This is a genomic window from Streptomyces sp. NPDC002057 (assembly GCF_040296665.1).
Classification (GTDB): Bacteria; Actinomycetota; Actinomycetes; order Streptomycetales; family Streptomycetaceae; genus Streptomyces.
In genome coordinates this window covers 60009-78315 of record NZ_JBEOXR010000031.1, presented here as the reverse complement: position 1 = coordinate 78315, position 18307 = coordinate 60009, and the positions used below count along the sequence as shown (strand labels likewise).

At 73.1% G+C, this 18307-nt stretch carries 13 protein-coding genes; 6 read left to right on the top strand and 7 right to left on the bottom strand.

The window, feature by feature from the left end; genetic code table 11:
- Positions 1–8: 8 nt before the first annotated feature.
- Positions 9–1286 (bottom strand): YhgE/Pip domain-containing protein, encoded by a 1278-nt coding sequence (locus ABT129_RS23360; RefSeq protein WP_351904757.1) that lies wholly within the window; start codon positions 1284–1286, stop codon positions 9–11.
- A gap of 291 nt (positions 1287–1577) precedes the next feature.
- On the opposite strand from ABT129_RS23360, the gene ABT129_RS23355 reads away from it, so the two are divergent.
- Positions 1578–4115: an ATP-dependent Clp protease ATP-binding subunit gene (locus ABT129_RS23355; RefSeq protein WP_351904754.1), complete on the top strand. Its 2538-nt coding sequence runs from the start codon at positions 1578–1580 to the stop codon at positions 4113–4115.
- Between the two features lie 3 nt (positions 4116–4118).
- A complete protein-coding gene (locus ABT129_RS23350) occupies positions 4119–4286 on the top strand; it encodes a hypothetical protein (RefSeq protein WP_351904751.1) in 168 nt (55 codons plus the stop codon).
- Positions 4287–4326: 40 nt separating this feature from the next.
- Here the strand turns inward: ABT129_RS23350 and fdhD are convergent, their stop codons facing one another.
- Together fdhD and ABT129_RS23340 are read right to left on the bottom strand one after the other, a co-directional pair.
- Positions 4327–5163 carry a formate dehydrogenase accessory sulfurtransferase FdhD gene (fdhD, locus tag ABT129_RS23345; RefSeq protein ID WP_351904748.1) on the bottom strand — a complete coding sequence of 279 codons (837 nt, stop codon included), beginning with the start codon at positions 5161–5163 and terminating at the stop codon, positions 4327–4329.
- 300 nt (positions 5164–5463) lie between these two features.
- Positions 5464–7797, bottom strand: a complete 2334-nt coding sequence (locus tag ABT129_RS23340) for an FdhF/YdeP family oxidoreductase (protein WP_351904745.1) — start codon at positions 7795–7797, stop codon at positions 5464–5466.
- Positions 7798–8027: 230 nt separating this feature from the next.
- Here ABT129_RS23340 and ABT129_RS23335 point away from each other — a divergent pair, with 230 nt between their 5' ends.
- The 3 genes from ABT129_RS23335 (at position 8028) to ABT129_RS23325 (ending at position 10610) form a co-directional block, all read left to right on the top strand.
- A complete protein-coding gene (locus ABT129_RS23335; protein ID WP_351904742.1) occupies positions 8028–9011 on the top strand; it encodes a Dyp-type peroxidase in 984 nt (327 codons plus the stop codon).
- Positions 9012–9016: 5 nt separating this feature from the next.
- Positions 9017–9859, top strand: a complete 843-nt coding sequence (locus tag ABT129_RS23330) for a family 1 encapsulin nanocompartment shell protein (protein WP_351904739.1) — start codon at positions 9017–9019, stop codon at positions 9857–9859.
- A 115-nt stretch (positions 9860–9974) separates the two neighbouring features.
- Complete coding sequence (locus ABT129_RS23325) at positions 9975–10610, top strand: DUF1345 domain-containing protein (RefSeq protein WP_351904736.1); 636 nt, start codon at positions 9975–9977, stop codon at positions 10608–10610.
- Positions 10611–10697: 87 nt separating this feature from the next.
- On the opposite strand, the gene ABT129_RS23320 is transcribed toward ABT129_RS23325, so the two are convergent.
- Positions 10698–11165, bottom strand: a complete 468-nt coding sequence (locus ABT129_RS23320) for a GreA/GreB family elongation factor (protein WP_351904733.1) — start codon at positions 11163–11165, stop codon at positions 10698–10700.
- Positions 11166–11379: 214 nt separating this feature from the next.
- Here ABT129_RS23320 and ABT129_RS23315 point away from each other — a divergent pair, with 214 nt between their 5' ends.
- A complete protein-coding gene (locus tag ABT129_RS23315) occupies positions 11380–12042 on the top strand; it encodes a maltokinase N-terminal cap-like domain-containing protein (RefSeq protein ID WP_351904730.1) in 663 nt (220 codons plus the stop codon).
- A gap of 84 nt (positions 12043–12126) precedes the next feature.
- Here ABT129_RS23315 and ABT129_RS23310 read toward each other — a convergent pair whose 3' ends face one another.
- From ABT129_RS23310 to ABT129_RS23300, 3 genes are all read right to left on the bottom strand, one after another.
- Entirely contained in the window at positions 12127–12999 is an 873-nt protein-coding gene (locus ABT129_RS23310; protein ID WP_351904727.1) for a DNA/RNA non-specific endonuclease, read from the bottom strand.
- Between the two features lie 189 nt (positions 13000–13188).
- Positions 13189–16086, bottom strand: a complete 2898-nt coding sequence (locus ABT129_RS23305) for an AAA family ATPase (RefSeq protein ID WP_351904724.1) — start codon at positions 16084–16086, stop codon at positions 13189–13191.
- Between the two features lie 227 nt (positions 16087–16313).
- Entirely contained in the window at positions 16314–18116 is a 1803-nt protein-coding gene (locus tag ABT129_RS23300) for a S8 family serine peptidase (protein ID WP_502981872.1), read from the bottom strand.
- Positions 18117–18307 lie beyond the last annotated feature (191 nt).

Genomic DNA, 18307 nt, shown 5'->3' with positions numbered 1-18307 from the left:
CTGGTGGGTCACGCGGGCTGCGGCGTGAGACGGCGCAGGCCCCTGCGGTCGTAGTAGTGGGTCATGGCGAAGCCGAACACCAGGGCGGCGGCCATGCCGACCGCGATCATGATCCAGCCGCGCGCCAGGCCGGCGTCGGCGCGGGCGTCGAAGTACAGGATGGACCGCACCCCGGCGCTGAGCTGGTGCATCGGCTCGAAGACGCCCAGGAAGCGGTAGAAGCCGGGGGTGGCCTCCAGGGGGACGGTCGCGCCGGAGGAGGGGAGGGCGAGGGCGATGAAGACGAACATCGACACGAGCTGGCCGATGCCGCCGAAGGCGGCGTTGATGGCCTGGACGCCCAGACCGACGGCGACGGTCGCGCAGTAGGAGAAGAGCCACAGCATCGGCAGGTGCGAGGCGTCCATGCCGAGGACGGTGATCGTGGCCACCATGACGAGGCTCGTGGTGAGGAGCGAGATCCCCGCCGTCATGAGCATCTTCAGGAGAAGGGTCTGGGTGCGGCTGATGGGCACCGTCGGGTGGCGGGAGTGCCAGGGGCCGATCTCGCTGTCCGCGTAGCCGAGCGCGGTGTCGACGCCGCTGTTGACGAGGTTGCCACCGATGAAGCCGCCGAGGACGAGCAGCAGGGTGTAGTAGAAGGCCGTCAGGCCCAGGCCGCTGTGCCGGCCGATCGGATGGCCGACCTGTGTGGTGACGGCCACCGGGTCGGTGAGGAGCAGCCGGGTGGTCGGGACGGCGGTGGAGGCCGCGAGCTGCTTGCCGATCGTGAGCGAGGCCCGGTGGGCCGCGCTCTGGTTGATCTGTGAGGTCAGGGAGGAACCCAGACTGCCGACGCCGGGATTGGTGAGCACGGTGAGCGTCGGCCGTTCCGTGGCCCGGTTCGTGGTCAGGGCCGCGACGGAGGCGGTGAAGTCCGCCGGGACGACCAGGGCGCCGAAGACCTTGCCCGACGCCAGGGCGTCCTGGGCCGCCGCGCGGTCGAGCCGCCGCCAGTCGACGTCGGTCCTCGACGAGCCGTCGGAGACGATCGCGTCGGTGATCTGCTTCCCGAGGTTCTCCCGCTGCCCGGGAAGCGGGGCGCCCCGGTCCTCGTCGACCAGGGCGACGGGCAGCCTGTGCAGGTTGTCGGTCGGGTTGAGGATGCCGCCCATGTAGAGGAGCGAGAGGCCCACGGCGACCAGTGCGCTCAGCACGGTCGGCACGAGCCACAGCTTGGGGTTCCGGACGAGGGCCCCGGCGCGGAGCTGGGGGCCGGGGGTGTTCGGGGGGATCGCGGACGTCATGGTGTCATCGTCGGCGCGAGCACCGCCGTGGCGGGGATTGCGACCCGTAAGGGGAGGGCGGGCGTGTCGGCCCGGAGGGGGGGAGGGGGCGGTCCTTCTCACCAGGCCCCGTGCGCGATTCCGTGGGGTCGGACTGCCCGTTGCCCCCGCCCCGGCGCGCGATTCCGTGGTGTCGGGCGGCTCGTACCCCCGGCCCCCGGCGCGCGATTCCGTGGGGGCCGGACTCCGGTTGCGGAGCCATGCGCGTCACGTTTGAGTGGGAATGCCCCCTCGTGCGTCTCTGGAGCTGACATGTCGATGGCGTTCGGTTCACCGTTCGGTTCGTCCGATCCGTTCAGCGACATGCTGAATCGCTTCTTCGGAATGTCGCCGGCGTCGTCGCCCCCAGCGGTGCAGCGCGTCCCCATCGGGCGCCTGCTGACCGAGTCCTCGCACGAACTCCTCAACCTCGCCGCCCGCAAGGCGGTCGAGGACGGTACCTCCGACCTCGACACGGAACACCTCCTGTGGGCGGCGACCCAGGTCGATCCCTCGCGCCGGCTGCTGTCCCAGGTCGGGGTGGACCCCGAGGCGCTCGCGGCCCAGCTCGACGAGGTGCTGCCCCGGGAGGCCGGCGAGCCCTCCTCGGAGCCCGGACTCACCCCCGCCGCCAAGCGCACCCTGGCCGCCGCCTACGGCCGCTCGCAGGAGGCGGGTGTCTCGTACATCGGCCCCGAGCACATCCTCGCGGCGCTCCTCGACGACGCCGACTCGGGCGCCACCCGGCTCATGCGCGCGGACGACATGGACGTCAAGAAGCTGCGCGGCCTCACGGACCAGGCGGCCCGTTCCGACGGGGGCGCTCCGCCGGCCGGGAAGCAGCAGAAGCAGCCGGCCACCACTCTGGACGAGTTCGGCCGGGACCTGACGGACGAGGCGAAGGCCGGCAGGCTCGACCCGGTGGTCGGCCGCGCGGACGAGATCGAGCAGACCATCGAGATCCTCTCCCGGCGCTCCAAGAACAACCCCGTGCTCATCGGCGAACCCGGCGTCGGCAAGACCGCCATCGTCGAGGGCCTCGCCCAGCGCATCGTCGCCGGGGAGGTGCCCGACACCCTGAAGGACAAGCGGGTCGTCTCCCTCGACCTGTCGGGGATGGTGGCCGGCGCACAGTACCGGGGTCAGTTCGAGGAACGCCTCAAGAAGGTCATCGAGGACGTCCAGCAGGCCGGTGGCGACATCATCCTGTTCATCGACGAACTCCACACGGTCGTCGGCGCGGGCGCGACGGGCGAGGGCTCCATGGACGCGGGCAACATGCTCAAGCCCGCCCTCGCGCGCGGCGAGCTGCACGTCGTGGGAGCGACGACGATCGACGAGTACCGCAAGCACATCGAGAAGGACGCCGCCCTCGAACGCCGCTTCCAGCCCGTCCTCATCCCGGAGCCCACGGTCGAGGAGACCGTGCAGATCCTCGAAGGACTCCGCGACGCGTACGAGGCCCACCACCAGGTCCGGTTCGCCGACGGAGCCCTCACGGCGGCCGCCGTGCTCTCCGACCGGTACATCAGCGACCGTTTCCTGCCCGACAAGGCCATCGACCTGATGGACCAGGCGGGCGCGCGCGTACGGCTGCGCAGCGCCAACCGCTCCACCGAGGTCGTCAGCCGCGAGGACAGCCTCGCCAAGCTGCGCCGCGAGAAGGACCAGGCCGTCTCCGCCGAGCAGTTCGAGAAGGCCTCGGACCTCAAGCGGCAGATCGCCGACGCGGAGGGCGAACTCGCCGGCATCGAGGAGCGTCGCGAGGGCGTCGTCTCCGTCACCGCCTCCGACATCGCCGACATCGTCTCGCGCCGCACCGGCATCCCGGTCTCCCAGCTCACCGCCAGCGAGAAGGAGAAGCTCCTCAAGCTGGAGGAGGAGATGCACGCCCGGATCGTCGGCCAGGAGGAGGCCGTCACGGCGGTCTCCGAGGCCGTGCGCCGCAGCCGCGCCGGCATGGGCGACCCGAACCGGCCCGTCGGCTCGTTCCTCTTCCTGGGACCCACCGGCGTGGGCAAGACCGAACTCGCCAAGACCCTCGCCGACCTGCTGTTCGGCGACGAGGACCGGATGATCCGGTTCGACATGAGCGAGTTCCAGGAGAAGCACACGGTCGCCCGGCTGGTCGGCGCGCCTCCCGGGTACGTGGGGTACGAGGAGGCCGGTCAGCTCACCGAGAAGGTCCGGCGCAACCCGTACAGCGTGGTGCTGTTCGACGAGGTGGAGAAGGCGCACCCCGACGTCTTCAACACCCTGCTCCAGATCCTCGACGACGGGCGGCTCACCGACGGGCAGGGCCGCACGGTCGACTTCCGGCACTGCGTCATCATCATGACGTCCAACATCGGCGCCCATCGCATCCTCGCCCACCAGGGCGACGCGGCGGAGCTCAAGGAAGAGCTGATGGAGGATCTGCGCGGGCGCTTCCTGCCCGAGTTCCTCAACCGCATCGACGACATCATCGTCTTCCACAGCCTCACCGAGGCGGACCTCTCGGAGATCGTCGACCACCTCCTGGACCGCAGCAAGCACCGGGTGCGCGCGCAGGGCCTGACCCTGGAGGTCACGGACGCGGCGAAGAAGCTGCTCGTGGCCCACGGCTACCAGCCGGAGTTCGGCGCCCGCCCGCTGCGCCGCACGATCCAGGCCGAACTCGACAACCGCGTCGCCTCCCTGCTGCTCGGCGGAGAGGCCGATCCCGGGGACACGATCGTCGCCGACGTGATCGACGACTCCCTGCACTGCACGATCAGTAAGGGCGACGGCGCCGGGACCCCCGAGGCGCCCGCCCCCGAAGGTGAGGAGTGACCGATGGCCCATCACCACCACAAGTCGAACGAAGAGGTCGAGGGCGACCCCGACACCGGCCACGGCCGCGGGATGCCCCGCCGCCCGGACGAGGAGGAGCTCGAGGAGCGCCTGGAGGAGGACCGCGAGGACGTGGGCCTTCCCCCGGACGGGGAGCGGCAGGCGGACTGAGAGCCCGTCCGGCCGTTCCCGCCGGGTCCGGCGCCCCTGGTCAGGCCACCGGCACCGGGAGCAGCCGCTCGTCGCCCGTGTACACGTTCATCGAGGAGCCGCGCAGGAAACCGACCAGGGTCAGGCCGCTCTCCGCGGCGAGGTCGACCGCGAGCGAGGACGGCGCCGAGACCGCCGCGAGCAGCGGGATGCCGGCCATCACCGCCTTCTGCACCAGCTCGAACGAGGCCCGGCCGCTCACCATCAGGACCGACCCGCGCAGCGGAAGGAGCCCGGACCGCAGGGCGTGGCCGACGACCTTGTCGACGGCGTTGTGCCGACCGACGTCCTCCCGGAGGCACACCAGCTCGCCGTCGGCCGTGAAGAGCCCCGCCGCGTGCAGCCCGCCGGTGCTGTCGAACACCTTCTGGGCCGCGCGCAGCCGGTCGGGGAGGGCGGCCAGCGCGTCCGTCCCGATCCGCAGCGGGTCCTCGGCGACCGACCAGGCGGCCGTGGTGCGCACCGCGTCCAGGCTGGCCTTGCCGCACAGGCCGCACGAGGACGTCGTGTAGAAGTTCCGTTCGAGGGACGCGTCCGGGGCCGCCACCCCGGGGGCCAGGCCGACGTCGACCACGTTGTACGTGTTGCCGCCGTCGGCGGTGGCGCCCGCGCAGTAGCGGATGCCGGCCACGTCCTCGGCCCGGTGCACCACGCCCTCGCTCACCAGGAAGCCGACCGCGAGGTCGAAGTCGTCGCCCGGGGTGCGCATGGTCACCGTCAGCGGGCGCCCGCCGACCCGGATCTCCATCGGTTCCTCGGCGGCCAGGGTGTCCGGGCGGTAGGAGGAGTCACCCTCCCGCACGCGCAGGACGCGCCGCCGTACGGTCACTCGTCCCATGGTTCGCTCCTCTCCTCGGAGCGCCGCTCCGACGGTGTGGTGGTCGTGCCTCTCCGGGCGGCCGTGTACGACTCTGTCACGAGGGTCGTGCGGAGCGGAGGCACGGGGGTCGTGCGGAGCGGAGGCACGGGGTGCGTTCGAGGCGGACCACGACTCCCTCGGGGGCGGCGCCTCCGGATCGGCGGGGTTCACGAGGAGAGACGGAGAGACGGCCTTGCCAATCGGGGGTCGGGGAAGACCCCCGGTTCACCGGGTTCGACCGCCGTGACGCACGCTGTACGGGAAGGGCCGGGCGCGCGGTCAGGCGGCGGCCGGCTCGATGGTCACCTTCACGTGCTTCATGATCGGCTGGTCGCTCTGGGTGCTGTAGTCGACGAGCGCGCACAGCACGTTCATCTCGGGCATGTACCCGGCCGCGCAGCCGCGGGGGATGTCGTACGGGATCGCGAGGTAGCCGTTCAGGTGCCTCTGGCTCCCGTCCTTCGCGGTGGACGTGATGTCGACCGGTTGCATGTCGGTGATCCCGCGCTCCCGCATGTCGGCCCGGTTCATGAAGACCAGGGTGCGCAGGTTCTTGACGCCCCGGTAGCGGTCGTTGTCCGAGTAGATCGTGGTGTTCCACTGGTCGTGGGAGCGCATGGTCCCCAGGGCCAGTTTGCCGGGCTCGGGCACGACGTCGGGCAGCGGGGCGCTGGAGAACTCGGCGCGCCCGGACGGGGTGAGGAAGACCAGTTCGCGGGCCGGCTGCTTGATGCGGAAGCCGAGCGGCAGACGCACCCGCCGGTTGAAGTCCTCGAAGCCGTCCAGGGCCTTGGCCATGGTGTCCCGGATGCGGTCGTAGTCCTCGATGTACCACTCCCAGGGCGTGGCGCTGTCGGGGAGCGCGGCACGCGCCATGCCCGCCACGATGGCCGGCTCGGACAGCAGCTGCGTCGACGCCGGGCGCTTCATGCCGATCGACAGGTGCACCATGCTCATCGAGTCCTCGACGGAGGTGCTCTGGACCCCCTTGCGCTGGTGGTCCTTCTCGGTGCGGCCGAGGCACGGCAGGATGAGGGCCCGCGCGCCGTGGACGATGTGGCTGCGGTTGAGCTTGGTGCTCACCTGGACGGTGAGGTCGCAGGTGCGCAGCGCCGCGTAGGTGAGCGGGGTGTCGGGGGCCGCGAGGGCGAAGTTGCCGCCCATGCCGACGAACACCTTGATCTCGCCGCGCCCCATCGCCTCGATGGTGCGGACGGTGTCCAGGCCGTGCTCGCGCGGCGGCTCGATCGCGCAGACCTCGGCGAGCCGGTCGAGGAACGCGTCGCTCGGGCGGTGGTCGATGCCGCAGGTGCGGTTGCCCTGGACGTTGCTGTGTCCGCGGACGGGGGAGGGGCCGGCGCCCTCACGGCCCAGGTTGCCGCGGAGCAACAGCAGGTTGACGATCTCGCGGACGGTGTCGACGCCGTGCTCGTGCTGGGTGAGGCCCAGACACCAGCTGACGATGGAGCGGTCGGCCTCGCCGTACACCTGGGCGGCCTTGAGGACGTCGGCGCGGCTCAGTCCGGACTGCCGCTCGATCTCCTCCCACGGGGTGGCCTCGCACACCGCGCGGTACGCGTCGAATCCGGCGGTGTGCCGGTCGACGAACTCCCGGTCGAGCGCCTTGGGGTCGGTCGCGGACCGCTCCAGGATCGCCTTGGCCATGCCGCGGATCAGCGCCATGTCGCCGCCGATGCGGGGCTGGAGGTTCAGCGTGCTGGTCTTGGTCGCCTTGAAGAGGGCCATGTCCGTGAAGTCGTGCGGGACGATGGTGCGGGTGGCGGCCGCCTCGACGAGCGGGTTGACGTGCACGATCTGGGCGCCGCGGTGGTGGGCCTCGGCGAGGGCGGTCAGCATCCGGGGCGCGTTGGAGGCGGCGTTCACCCCGAAGATGAACAGCGCGTCGGCGGTCTCCCAGTCCTGGAGGTCGACGGTGCCCTTGCCCGTCCCCAGGGAGGCCTGGAGGGCGCGGCCACTGGCCTCGTGGCACATGTTGGAGCAGTCGGGCAGGTTGTTGGTGCCCAGTTCGCGGGCCATCAGCTGGTAGAGGAAGGTGGCCTCGTTGCCGAGGCGTCCCGAGGTGTAGAACGACGCCTCGTTCGGGTCGTCGAGGCCGCGCAGGGCCCGGCCGACCACCTCGAACGCGTCCTTCCACGTGAGGGGCACGTAGTGGTCGGAGTCCGGGTCGTAGACCATCGGCTCGGTCAGCCGGCCCTCGTTCTCGAGGTCGTAGTCGCTCCACTCGGCCAGCTCGGACACCGAGTGCGCCGCGAAGAACTCGCGGCCGACCCGCTTGCGGGTCATCTCCCAGGTGACGTGCTTGATCCCGTTCTCGCAGATGTCCAGGTGCAGCCCCTTGGTGTCGTCGGGCCACGCGCAGCCGGGACAGTCGAAACCGGTGTTCTCGTGGTTCATCCGCATGATCGCGCGCGGGCCGTCCACCAGGGCCCCCTCGCGCACGAGGAAGCCGGTGACGCTCTTGGCCGCGCCCCAGCCGGCGGCGGGGTGGTGATAGGGGTGGAACTCGGGATCGCCCTCGGGGGTGGGGCCCACCCTGGGTTCCAGGGGTTCCGGCGCGTCCTGGGGGCTCGGGGCTTCCTGGTCGGTGCTCACGGCGCTTCACCCTCTCCCCATGCGGAGACATGGGACGCGGCGGGACGAAAAGGACCCCTTCGGGCAGGCTATGCCCGCCTCACCACCCGTGCCATTCGGCCTGGGCGGGGGGTGTGCGACCTGCGCCGGTCGGTCTCGGCGGGGGCGCGTGCCGGGCTGCGTACCGGATCACGCGCGCCTACGCTGACGCTGTCCTTTTATGCCGTTCTCGGTATGTATGGGGGAGTCCCATGGTCGTCGTCCAGCCCGTCGTCGCCCCACCCTCGCGGGCGGCCGTGTCCCTGGTGGCCACCGTCAACCCCGGTGGTGAGGCCGAGGTGCGGGAGGCGCTCCAGGACGTGACGGGCCTGACCCGTTCGGTGTCCTTCCGCTCCCCGGACTCCGGCCTCACCTGTGTCGCCGGGATCGGTTCCGAGGGCTGGGACCGGCTCTTCGGCGGCCCCCGCCCCCGCGAACTCCACCCCTTCCCGGCCCTGCGGGGGCCCCGCCACCGCGCCCCGGCCACCCCCGGTGACCTGCTCCTCCATCTGCGCGCCACACGCATGGACCTCTGCTTCGAGCTGGCCCGGCAGGTCGTGGAGAGGCTGGGAGCCTCGGTGACCGTCGTCGACGAGGTGCACGGCTTCTCGTTCTTCGACGAGCGCGACCTCCTCGGGTTCGTCGACGGCAGCGAGAACCCCGGCGGGCAGGTGGCGCTGGACGCGGTCCACATCGGCGACGAGGACCCCGACTTCCGGGGCGGCAGCTACGTCATGGTGCAGAAGTACCTCCACGACATGCCGGCCTGGGACGGCCTCACCGTCGAGCAGCAGGAGCACGTCATCGGACGCGCCAAGGGCTCCAACGTGGAGATGCCCGACGACGTGAAGCCGGCGGACTCGCACGTCGCCCTGAACACGATCGTCGACGAGGACGGCACCGAGCGGCAGATCTTCCGCGCGAACATGCCGTTCGGGCAGATCGGCGACGCGGAGTTCGGCACGTACTTCATCGGGTACGCGCGGACCCCCGACGTCACCGAACGGATGCTCCGCAACATGTTCCTCGGTGACCCGCCGGGCACCACGGACCGCATTCTCGACTTCTCCAGGGCCGTCACCGGCGGCCTCTTCTTCGTGCCGAGCGCCGACCTCCTCGACGACCCGCCCGCCGCGCCGCCGGCCGCCGCCCGCCGGGGGGACTCCCTCGGCATCGGCGGCCTGAAAGGAGCCTGAGCCCCATGACGACCCCCGATGACACGAGCACCCCGCACCGCGGAGCCGACACGGACAACCTGCACCGCGAACTCGCCCCGATCACCCCCGCGGCCTGGGCCGAGATCGAGGAGGAGGCCCGCCGCACCTTCCGGCGCAACGTGGCGGGCCGACGCGTCGTCGACGTCCCCGACCCGGCGGGGCCGGAACTCGCCGCCGTCGGTACGGGACACCTCGGCGCCATGGACGCGCCCGCCCCCGGCGTCACCGCACGGCTCCGCGAGGCGCGGCCCCTCTTCGAGCTCAGGGTGCCGTTCACCGTCGACCGGGCCGCCGTCGACGACGTCGAGCGGGGCGCGAAGGACTCCGACTGGCAGCCCGTCAAGGACGCGGCGCGCGCCATGGCGTTCGCCGAGGACCGCACGGTCTTCGACGGGTACCGGGCGGCGGGCGTCGACGGTCTGCGCGCCCGGTCCTCCAACCCCGTCGTCCAGCTGCCCGCCGAGGCGCGCGACTACCCCGACGCCGTCAGCCGTGCGCTCACCGCGCTGCGCCTCGCCGGTGTCGACGGGCCGTACGCGCTGCTGCTCGGCCCCGACGAGTACCGGGCGGTCAGCGAGACCTCCGACCACGGCTACCCGATCGCGGCGCACCTGGGCCGCATGCTCGACGGCTCCCCGATCTGGGCGCCGGCCCTCCGGGGCGGCTTCGTCCTCTCCACCCGCGGCGGCGACTTCGAGCTCGTCCTCGGCCAGGACCTGGCGATCGGCTACACCGGGCACGACGCGAACAGCGTCCAGCTGTACTTCCAGGAGACGCTGACCTTCCGGACGTACACCGACGAGGCGGTCGTCGTCCTGGAGGCCTGACCCCGGCCCGGCCCGGGCCCCTGGAGTGCCCGGCCGGCCCCCTGGAGTGCCGCCCGGAGCGCCGGCCCGGACCCGCGGAGCGGCCCGCCCACCCCGGACCCCTGGAGTGCCCGCCATGAACAGTCCGCCGCTGCTCGCCGCCGTACCCCGCCTCGCCGCCTCGGCGGTCGTGGGGGCGGCGGCCGGCGCCCTGGTCGCCGCCCTCACCCACGTGCCGCTGGGCGTCCTCTCCGGGATCGCCGTGGCGGAGACCGTGTTCGTCGTCGCCGGGTGGATCACCCTGTGGCCGATGGACGCCGCCACCACCCACCGCAACGCACGCCGCGAGGAGTTCCGCCCCCTCGTCGAGGAGCTGGTCGTCGTCGCGACCGCGGTGGGCGGCCTCGTCGGCATCGTGGTGCTGCTCCTGGTCGGCAGGTCGGACCTGAGCCACGCCGCCGCCGCGACGGCGCTCGGCGGGGTCTTCATGTCCTGGGCGGCCCTGCACATGATGTACGCCGCCCGCTACGCCTACATCTTCTACCGGGAACCGGGCGGCGGGATCGACTTCAACTCACAGGTGCCGCCCAGGTACAGCGACTTCCTCTACTTCAGCTACAACCTCGGCATGACCTACCAGGTCTCCGACACCAACGTCTCCAGCACGACGATCCGTTCGGTCGCCCTCCGCCACTGCCTGCTGTCGTACGTCTTCGGCGCCAGCATCCTCGCCACCACCATCAACCTCGTCACCGGGATCGTCACGGGCTGAGGGGCCGGGGCGCCCGGCACGCCGAGAGTACGCACCGGACGCCGCGGGGCCGCCCTCCGGGCGACGGCGGGAAGGTGACGACAGGCCCTAGTCGCCGAGGGACAGCACGGCCGCGGTCGTCCGTCCCTCGGGAGTCACGTACGTGACGGTGTCGCCCGCGTGGTGGCCGAGCAGCGCGCTGCCGAGCGGGCTGTCGGCGGTGACCATGGTCCGGTCGAGCACCGCCGCGACCTCGCCGATCTGGACGGTCGTCTCGGTGCCGTCCTCGAACCGCACCTTCACGGTGCTGCCCACGCCGATGGCGTCGGTGGGGGGAGCGCCGGCGGCGTCCGCCTCGCGCAGCCGTCCGTCGATCTCGTCGATACGGCGGTCCAGGCGGGTGAGTTCCGAGGCGCGCTCCAGCTCGTCGGCCTGGTCGGCCCGGTCGCCGGTCTGGTCACCGCCGCCGCCCCGCAGGGTGACGGCGACGGCCTCGCGTTCGGTCCGCAGGTCGTCGAGCTCCCGCTCCAGTGCCTTGCGGGCGACGGTGCTGATGGGCTCGGGTCCACCGGTCATTCCTGCTCCCGTGGTGCGGCGGCACGGTGACGTGTCGCAGGTCAAATGCGGCATTTCTGACATTATCAGCCTGGTGGTCGCCGTGAGGCCGGAGCGCGCGCCGGGAGAGCGGGTGCCCGGACGCCGGCCGGCTCCCGCTCGGGCGACGTCCGCCCGGGCCGGGTCTGTTACCTTGCGGGCTGCCCGGATCACGTACGAGAGGGAGACCCGCACGATGGCCGTCGTCCACCGCACCACCCTGCAGCCCACCAAGCTCGAACTGCTCACCGCGTGGCTCCCGACCCGCGCGTGGTACACCGGCGGCGAGCCGCGGCCGGCGAGGGTGGGCGGCTTCCGGCTCGACGACCCGGCGGGCGAGGTCGGCATCGAGTTCATGGTGGTCGCCGACGGCGAGGGCGACGAGGCCGCCGCGTACCTCGTCCCCATGACGTACCGCGCCGGCCCGCTGGAGGGCGCGGACGAGGCCCTCATCGGCACCTCCGAGCACGGCGTCCTCGGCAGGCGCTGGATCTACGACGGCACCCACGACCCGGTGCTCGTCGCGCAGTTGTACGCACTCCACACCGGCCGCGCCGAGGCCCAGGACCAGTCCCTGACCGACACCCCCGACCCGACGGTCGCCGTCTCGCCCGCCGCCGGGGCGAGCGCGGCCGACGCGGAGCTCGTACGGGTCACGGAAGGCCCCGACCACTCCGACGTGGTGGTGCGGACACCCGGCGCGCCCGCGCCCCTGACCCTGCGCGTACGACGCGTGCTCCGCGCGGAGACGGACGCGGACGCCGCCCCGGACGGCGGGGGCCGGGTCACCGCCGAGTGGCGGCGTCCCGACGGGACCACCGCCCGAGGCGTGTACACCGCCGTCCTGCCGGAGCGGTAACCCGGACGGCCGGGTGGGCCGGTGCGGGAGCCGGGCGGGTCCCGACGACGCCCGCCCGGCCGCCCACCCGAGGGTCCGGGGCGGTCAAGGGTGCAGCAGGATGTCCCCGTACGACTCCAGGCGCCGCCACCGCTCCTCGGGCGCCCGCGTCGCCGGCATCACGTCGACGTCCGGCAGCGGCCCGAGCTCCAGCTCCGTGATCTCCGCGACGTCCGCGACCGGCACCTGGTACGTACGGAACGGGCCGAGCGGCGGGGGTGCACCCGACGTCGCCCCCGCGAGCGCCCGCTCCGCGTCCCGGCCGAGGTCGGGGCTCTGGTCGAGGACGAACGCGGCGGCGGTGAGCACCCCGTCCCGGAGGAACGCGGCCACCTTCCAGAAGCGCATCGGCACCTGGATCCCCCGGTAGGGCGGGTCGGAGTCCTGGAGCACCGGGCCGGTCAGGACCGCCAGCCGCCGTTCGTCCGCGGCGGCGTGGTCGAGCAGGTGGTGCTCCAGGCCCTGCCAGAGCTGCTTGCCCGTGTTGAAGCCGTCGCCCCGGGGAGCGGCGTTGGTGAAGCGGTAGGTGTCCCCGTTGGCGCGGACGGCCACGGCCGGGGGTCCCCAGACCGGGTCGAGCCGCCGGACGAGATGGCCGTGTTCGAGACTGTTGTTCCGGTAGACCTCCTCGCCCGCCTGCTCCTCCTCGGGGAGCCGGGGGTCGAACTCCCAGACGTCGTCCCGGGGTACGTCCTCGTGGAGTTCCCGCCCCTCGACGCACACGGCCGTCGCCGCCGCCAGACGCCGGTCGGGACGGAAGACCACGGTGAAGTGCGTGTACGGCAGGACCACCGTACGGACCGATGCCCGGGCCGGGAGCGGCAGCGGGACGACGGGGCCGAGAAAGGCCTCGTCGTAGCCGGTGCGGTCGGCGAGCGCGTCCGCGCCCGGAGGGGGCGGGGGATCGGAAGGGTTCATACGAGGTAGGTACCGCGCGGACCGGCCGGCGCTCGGCACCCGGGCGCGGGCCACTCGATCAGCCGCTCTCCTCCGCAGACCGGGCCGATCGCTCGGACCGGCCGGCCGTCTCGATCGGCCGCCCCGGCCCGGCGCTCGGTCGTGCGCCCGGCCAGGTCGCCCGGTCGGTCGCTCCGGCCCGGCGACCGGCTACGGTCTGAGCGCCGTCGCCAGCTGGGCCCGGGAACGCACGTCGAGCTTCTGGTAGATCCGGGTCAGCCGCGCCTCGACCGTCTTCACGCTCAGGTACAGCTTCGCCGCCGCCTCCTGGTTGCTGGCGCCCTGGCCCACCAGGCGGGCGAGCCGCAACTCGGCCTCCGTCAGCGAGGAGAGCGCGGGGGGCGACTCCTCGCCCGCCGAACCGCTCCCGGGGTTCTCGCCGCTCACCCCCGCCGGGGTCTCGCTCGCGAGGGCGAGCCAGGGGGCCGCCCCGGCCCGCTCGAACACCGAGGCCGCCGCCTGCAGTGCGCTCTGCGCCGCCGACCGGCGCCGTCTGCGGCGCTCCACCCGGGCGAGGGCGATCAGCGCCCGGCCCCGTTCGAGGGGCAGCCCGGCGCGTCCGAAGGCCTCGGCCGTGCGGGTCAGCAGCTCCGCCGCCTCGTCCGTCCGCCCCTCCGCCGCGAGCCACAGGGCGTACGCCCGGTCGCAGCCCAGCAGGACGGTGGCCCGGCCGAGCCGGGCCGCGACCGGCCGCACCTCCTCCAGGAGCGCCAGGGCCTCGTCGCCCGCGTCGTGGGCGAGCAGCGCCTCGGCCAGCTCCTCGTGCCAGCGCAGCATCGACGGGTCCACGGTCGACTGGGCACGCTCGTCCGCCTGGACGCGCCGCAGCGTCTCCAGGGCGGCGGCCACGTCGCCGTTGATGAGCTGGACCCGGCCGAGCGCGTACCGGCTGCGGGAGAGGAAGACCCGGTCGCCCTCCTCCTCCGAGGCCTGGACGCTGCGCCGGGCGTAGCTCGCCGCCCGCGCGAAGCTGCCGCCCGCCGTCTCCGCGAGCGCGAGCGCGTACCAGGCGGGACCGGGCGAGAGGCCCGCCTCCAGGGTGAGCGCGAGGGACTGACCGGCGTGCGCGAGCGCGGCGGAGCAGGGGCCGATGCGGGACTCGACCTCGGCGAGGGTGCGGAAGAGCTCGATAGCGTCCTCGACGGAGCCGCGCCGCTGCACCAGCGGGAGGAGCGCGCCCAGTTCGTCGCGGGCGTCCGTCAGCCGGTCGTCGAAGAGGGCGTGCCGGATCGTCAGGATCTGCGCGGCGTTGCGGATGCCGAGCGGACGCTCGGCCAGCTCCAGGGCGCGGGCCTGCGCGAGCACGGCGTCGGCGTCCGGTGAGCCGAGGGCCCGTTCCATACGGGCCTGGACGGTCAGGGCCTGCGCCGCCGTGCGCGGATCGCCCATCGAGGCGGCGAGCGCGGCCGATTCGACGGCCGCCGTCCGCGAACGCTGCGGATCGCCGTCCGCCAGCACGTACTTGACGGCGAGCCGGAGCTGTACGGCGGCCCGCAGCGCGGTGTCGCCCTCCGAGTCCTCCATGGCGTGGACGTACATCTCGTCGAGCCCGGTCAGCCCCTGGCCGGCCGTGTCGAGCACCGCGAGCCGCGCCCTGACGCGGTCCGCCGGGGCCGCGTCCCGGGCGAGCAGATCGGTGGCGGCCCGCATCGCCAGGTCGGCGCGGGCCGCCCGGGCGGCCTCCTCCGCGGCGTCGACGAGCCGTGCGATCCGGCGGGTGCCGTGCCGGCCCGGCGTCGACTCGGCGGCGAGGAGGGCCAGTTCGGCGGCGAGCGCGCTGTTCCCGCGCCGCCGGGCCAGGTCGGCGGCGGCCGCGACCTCGGCGGCGAGCTCCTCGTCCGGGCTGTCGGTGGCGAGCGCCCGGTGCCGTACCGCCTCCACGGGGTCGTCCACGACCTCGGCGAGGGCCGCGTGTCCGGCGCTCCGCTCGGCCCAGCAGGCGTCGTGGACCAGGGTGGAGGGCAGCAGTCCCGCGGTGAAGGTCACGGAGCCGTCCTCGGCGAGCGAGACGAGCCCGGCCCGCTCGGCGGCCGCGAGGTCCGCCTCGGCGTTGGGCCGTCCCGCCCGCCGTACCAGCGTCGAGGAGGGGCGCAGCGCGAGGGCCGCCAGCAGCAGGCTCTCGCGTACGGCGAGGGGCGCGGCGCCCAGGAGCTGCCGGGCGAGGTCGCGGGCCCGCCCGGAGAGCGTCAGGGCCTCCGCGTGGTGCACCGGGGTCCGCGCGTCGGCGAGGGAGCGGCCGACGGCGAGCGCGAGCCGCGGGTTGCCGCCGCTGGCGCGGTGGATGCGGCCGGCCATCCGGGAGGGGAGGCGGTGGTGGATGAGGAGTTCGGCGATCTCGTCGGCGTGCAGCGGGGGGACGAGCAGCACGTCGGCCTCGGACGGCACCCAGAGGTGGGCGGCGTGCGGGTCCTCGGGGCGGTGGGGCGCGCGGTAGGGCTCGCCCGCCTCGCCGTACGGCTCCGGGGTCTCGACGGCCACCACCCGCAGGGCGGGCGGTGCCAGGTGGAGGGCGAACCGCAGCAGGTCCGCGCTGTCCGGGTCGACGTGCTGCACGCCGTCGACGACGAGGAGGACGGGGCCCCGGCAGGTCAGGGTGCGCAGGATCTGGGCGATGCCGAGCCGGAGCGCGATCGGGTCCCAGCCGCCGGCGTCGATCGGCGCCTCGCGGCAGAGCATGGCGACGGCGGTGCGCTGGGGTCCGGGCAGCTCGTCGAAGACCCAGGACGTCTCCTGCCCGGTGGTGACCGGTCCCGGCCAGGTCACGGTCGCCGCGACCGAGGCCACGAGCGCGGCGGCCGACGCCCCGGGTATCTCGCGGTCGGACGGCAGGGTCGCCAGCCACAGCACGGTCTCGCCGCGCGCCTCGGCGCGGTTCGCCTCGGCGAGCGCGACCTCGGTCTTGCCGACGCCGGCCGGTCCGGTGAGCAGGGCGCGGCCCCGGGTGCCGAGGGCGCGTTCGAGCCGGGCGAGGAGTTCCTCGCGGCCCACCGGCGCGGGGGGACCCCCCGTGCCCGCAGGGCGCAGGCCGAGGTACGGAGCTGTCGTCACTGGTCCACCACCTCCGGCGCTCGGGCCCCCGGCCCATGAGCCCCGTGGGCAGAGAATACGGAGCCCACCGGCGGAGTCCAGGCCCCTTGTCCGGCATACGGACAGCGAGCCCCGCCGGAGCGGCTCGTCACCACGCCAGGACGCGCCCGTGGTGTAGACCACGAGCGCGTCGCTGACCAGCAATGATGCTGATGTGGGGGGTGGGTCAGAGGTGGATCAGTGGTGCGTCAGAAGGTGAGGCTCCACGTGTTGATGTAGCCGGTGTCACCCGAGGCCACATCGCGGACCTGAAGCTTCCAGGTGCCGTTGGCGACCTCGCTCGACGCGTCGACCGTGTACGTGGTCACGACGTTGTCGGCGCTGTCCGAGGAGGAGGACGCCTTGAGGTTGCGCACCGTGCCGTCGGGGGCGACCAGGTCGATGACCAGGTCCCCGCGCCAGGTGTGCTTGATGTCCACGCCGACCTTGAGGGCGGCGGGGGCGTTGCCGGCGCGGCCGGTGACGGCGATCGAGGAGGACACGGTGGCGTTGTCGACGATCGTGACATCGGTCGCGTTGGTGAAGACGGTGCCGGTCGGCGGGTTGGTGGTGCCGGTGACGGCGTCCACGGTCTTCGCGGTGTCGGCGATGCCGGTGCCGCAGCCGCCGGTGCAGGTGCCGGGCAGCGGGCGGGCGTTGGTCTTGATCGCGGACTCGATCTCGGCCGGGGTGAGCGTGCTCTTGGCCGACTTCAGCAGGGCGGCGAGGCCGGCGATGTGCGGCGCCGCCATCGAGGTGCCCTGGTAGGGCTTGAAGTTCTCGGCCGACGGGGTCGTCGTGCCCGAGTTCAGCGTGGAGTAGATGCCGTTCTCGGGGGTGGTGACGGTACCGGGCGTGTCGGTGGAGCGACGGGTCTCGCCGCCGGGCGCGGCCACGTCCACGATGGTGCCGAAGTTGGAGTAGTACGACCGGTTGCCCTCACGGCTGGTCGACGCCACGTTGATGACGTTGGCGCAGTTCGCGGGGGTGAAGCCGGAGGCGTTGGCGTTGCTGTTGCCCGCGGCGACGACGACGGTGGTGCCGCGCGAGACGGCGCCGTTGATCGCGGTCTGGTAGACGCTCGGGCAGGTGGAGCTGGCGCCGCCCAGGCTCAGGTTGATGACCTTGGACGGGTTCGCGTTGGCGGGGACGCCCGGCACGGTGCCGCCGGAGGCCCACGTGATGGCGTCGGCGATGTCGGAGGACGAGCCGCCGCACTTGCCGAGCACCCGCACGGGCTGGATCTTCGCGTTGTACGCGATGCCCGCGATGCCCTTGGTGTTGTTCGTGACGGCGCCGATGGTGCCGGCCACGTGGGTGCCGTGCCAGGAGGAGTTGGACGCCTTGGAGCCGAGGCCGCACTCGTTGTCGGTGGCGTTCCAGTCGCCCTCGTCCTTCGGGTCCGCGTCGCGGCCGTTGCCGTCGCGAGCGTCGGCGGAGGTCGAGATGAAGTCGTACCCGGAGACGACGTTGGCCGCCAGGTCCGTGTGGGCGGCGTAGCCGGTGTCGATGACGGCGACGGTGACGCCCGAGCCGGTCGTCTTGTCCCAGGCCGCGGGAACGTTCATGCCACCGGTGGGCTCGAAGAGGTCCCACTGCTTGGCGTAGTCGGTGTCGTTCGGCGTGACCGCCATCGCGTAGGCGCGGATGTCGGGCTCGACGGAGGCGACGGACGGGTCGGCGCGGAACGCGTCCATGACCTCCGTCAGGTCCTGCTTGGTGGCGCTGTCGCCCAGGTCGACCAGGGCGCCACCGCCGGCGAGGCGACGCTCGAAGGAGAGCTTCTCGCCCGTCTTCGCGGCCTTCTCGGCCGTGTCGCCCTTCGCGGCGGTGTTGGAGCCGGCCTCGGCGGCCTGGCTCTTGTAGGTGACGATGACCTTCTCGACCGGGGCGCTGGGGAGCGCCCGCATGGTCTGCGAAGCCGGTGCGGGCTTCGGGGTGGCAGCGCCCGGGGCGGCGGCGATCGCCCCGGTCGTGGCAGCGGCGCCGAGGATCGCGGCGCTCGCGACCACGGATATGACTCTCCGCCTGGAACCGTTCAAGGTGTGGCCCTTTCGAGTACGACGTAACTGCGGAGCAGTGGCGGCGGCGCGGGACACACGGGGCGAAGTGGGGTCGCGGTCCGGCAGTCCCTGGGCTTGGGGGGCCCGTGCGCCGCCACCGGCGCGACGGCCCGGGTCAAGGCCGTCACCGGCGGACACCA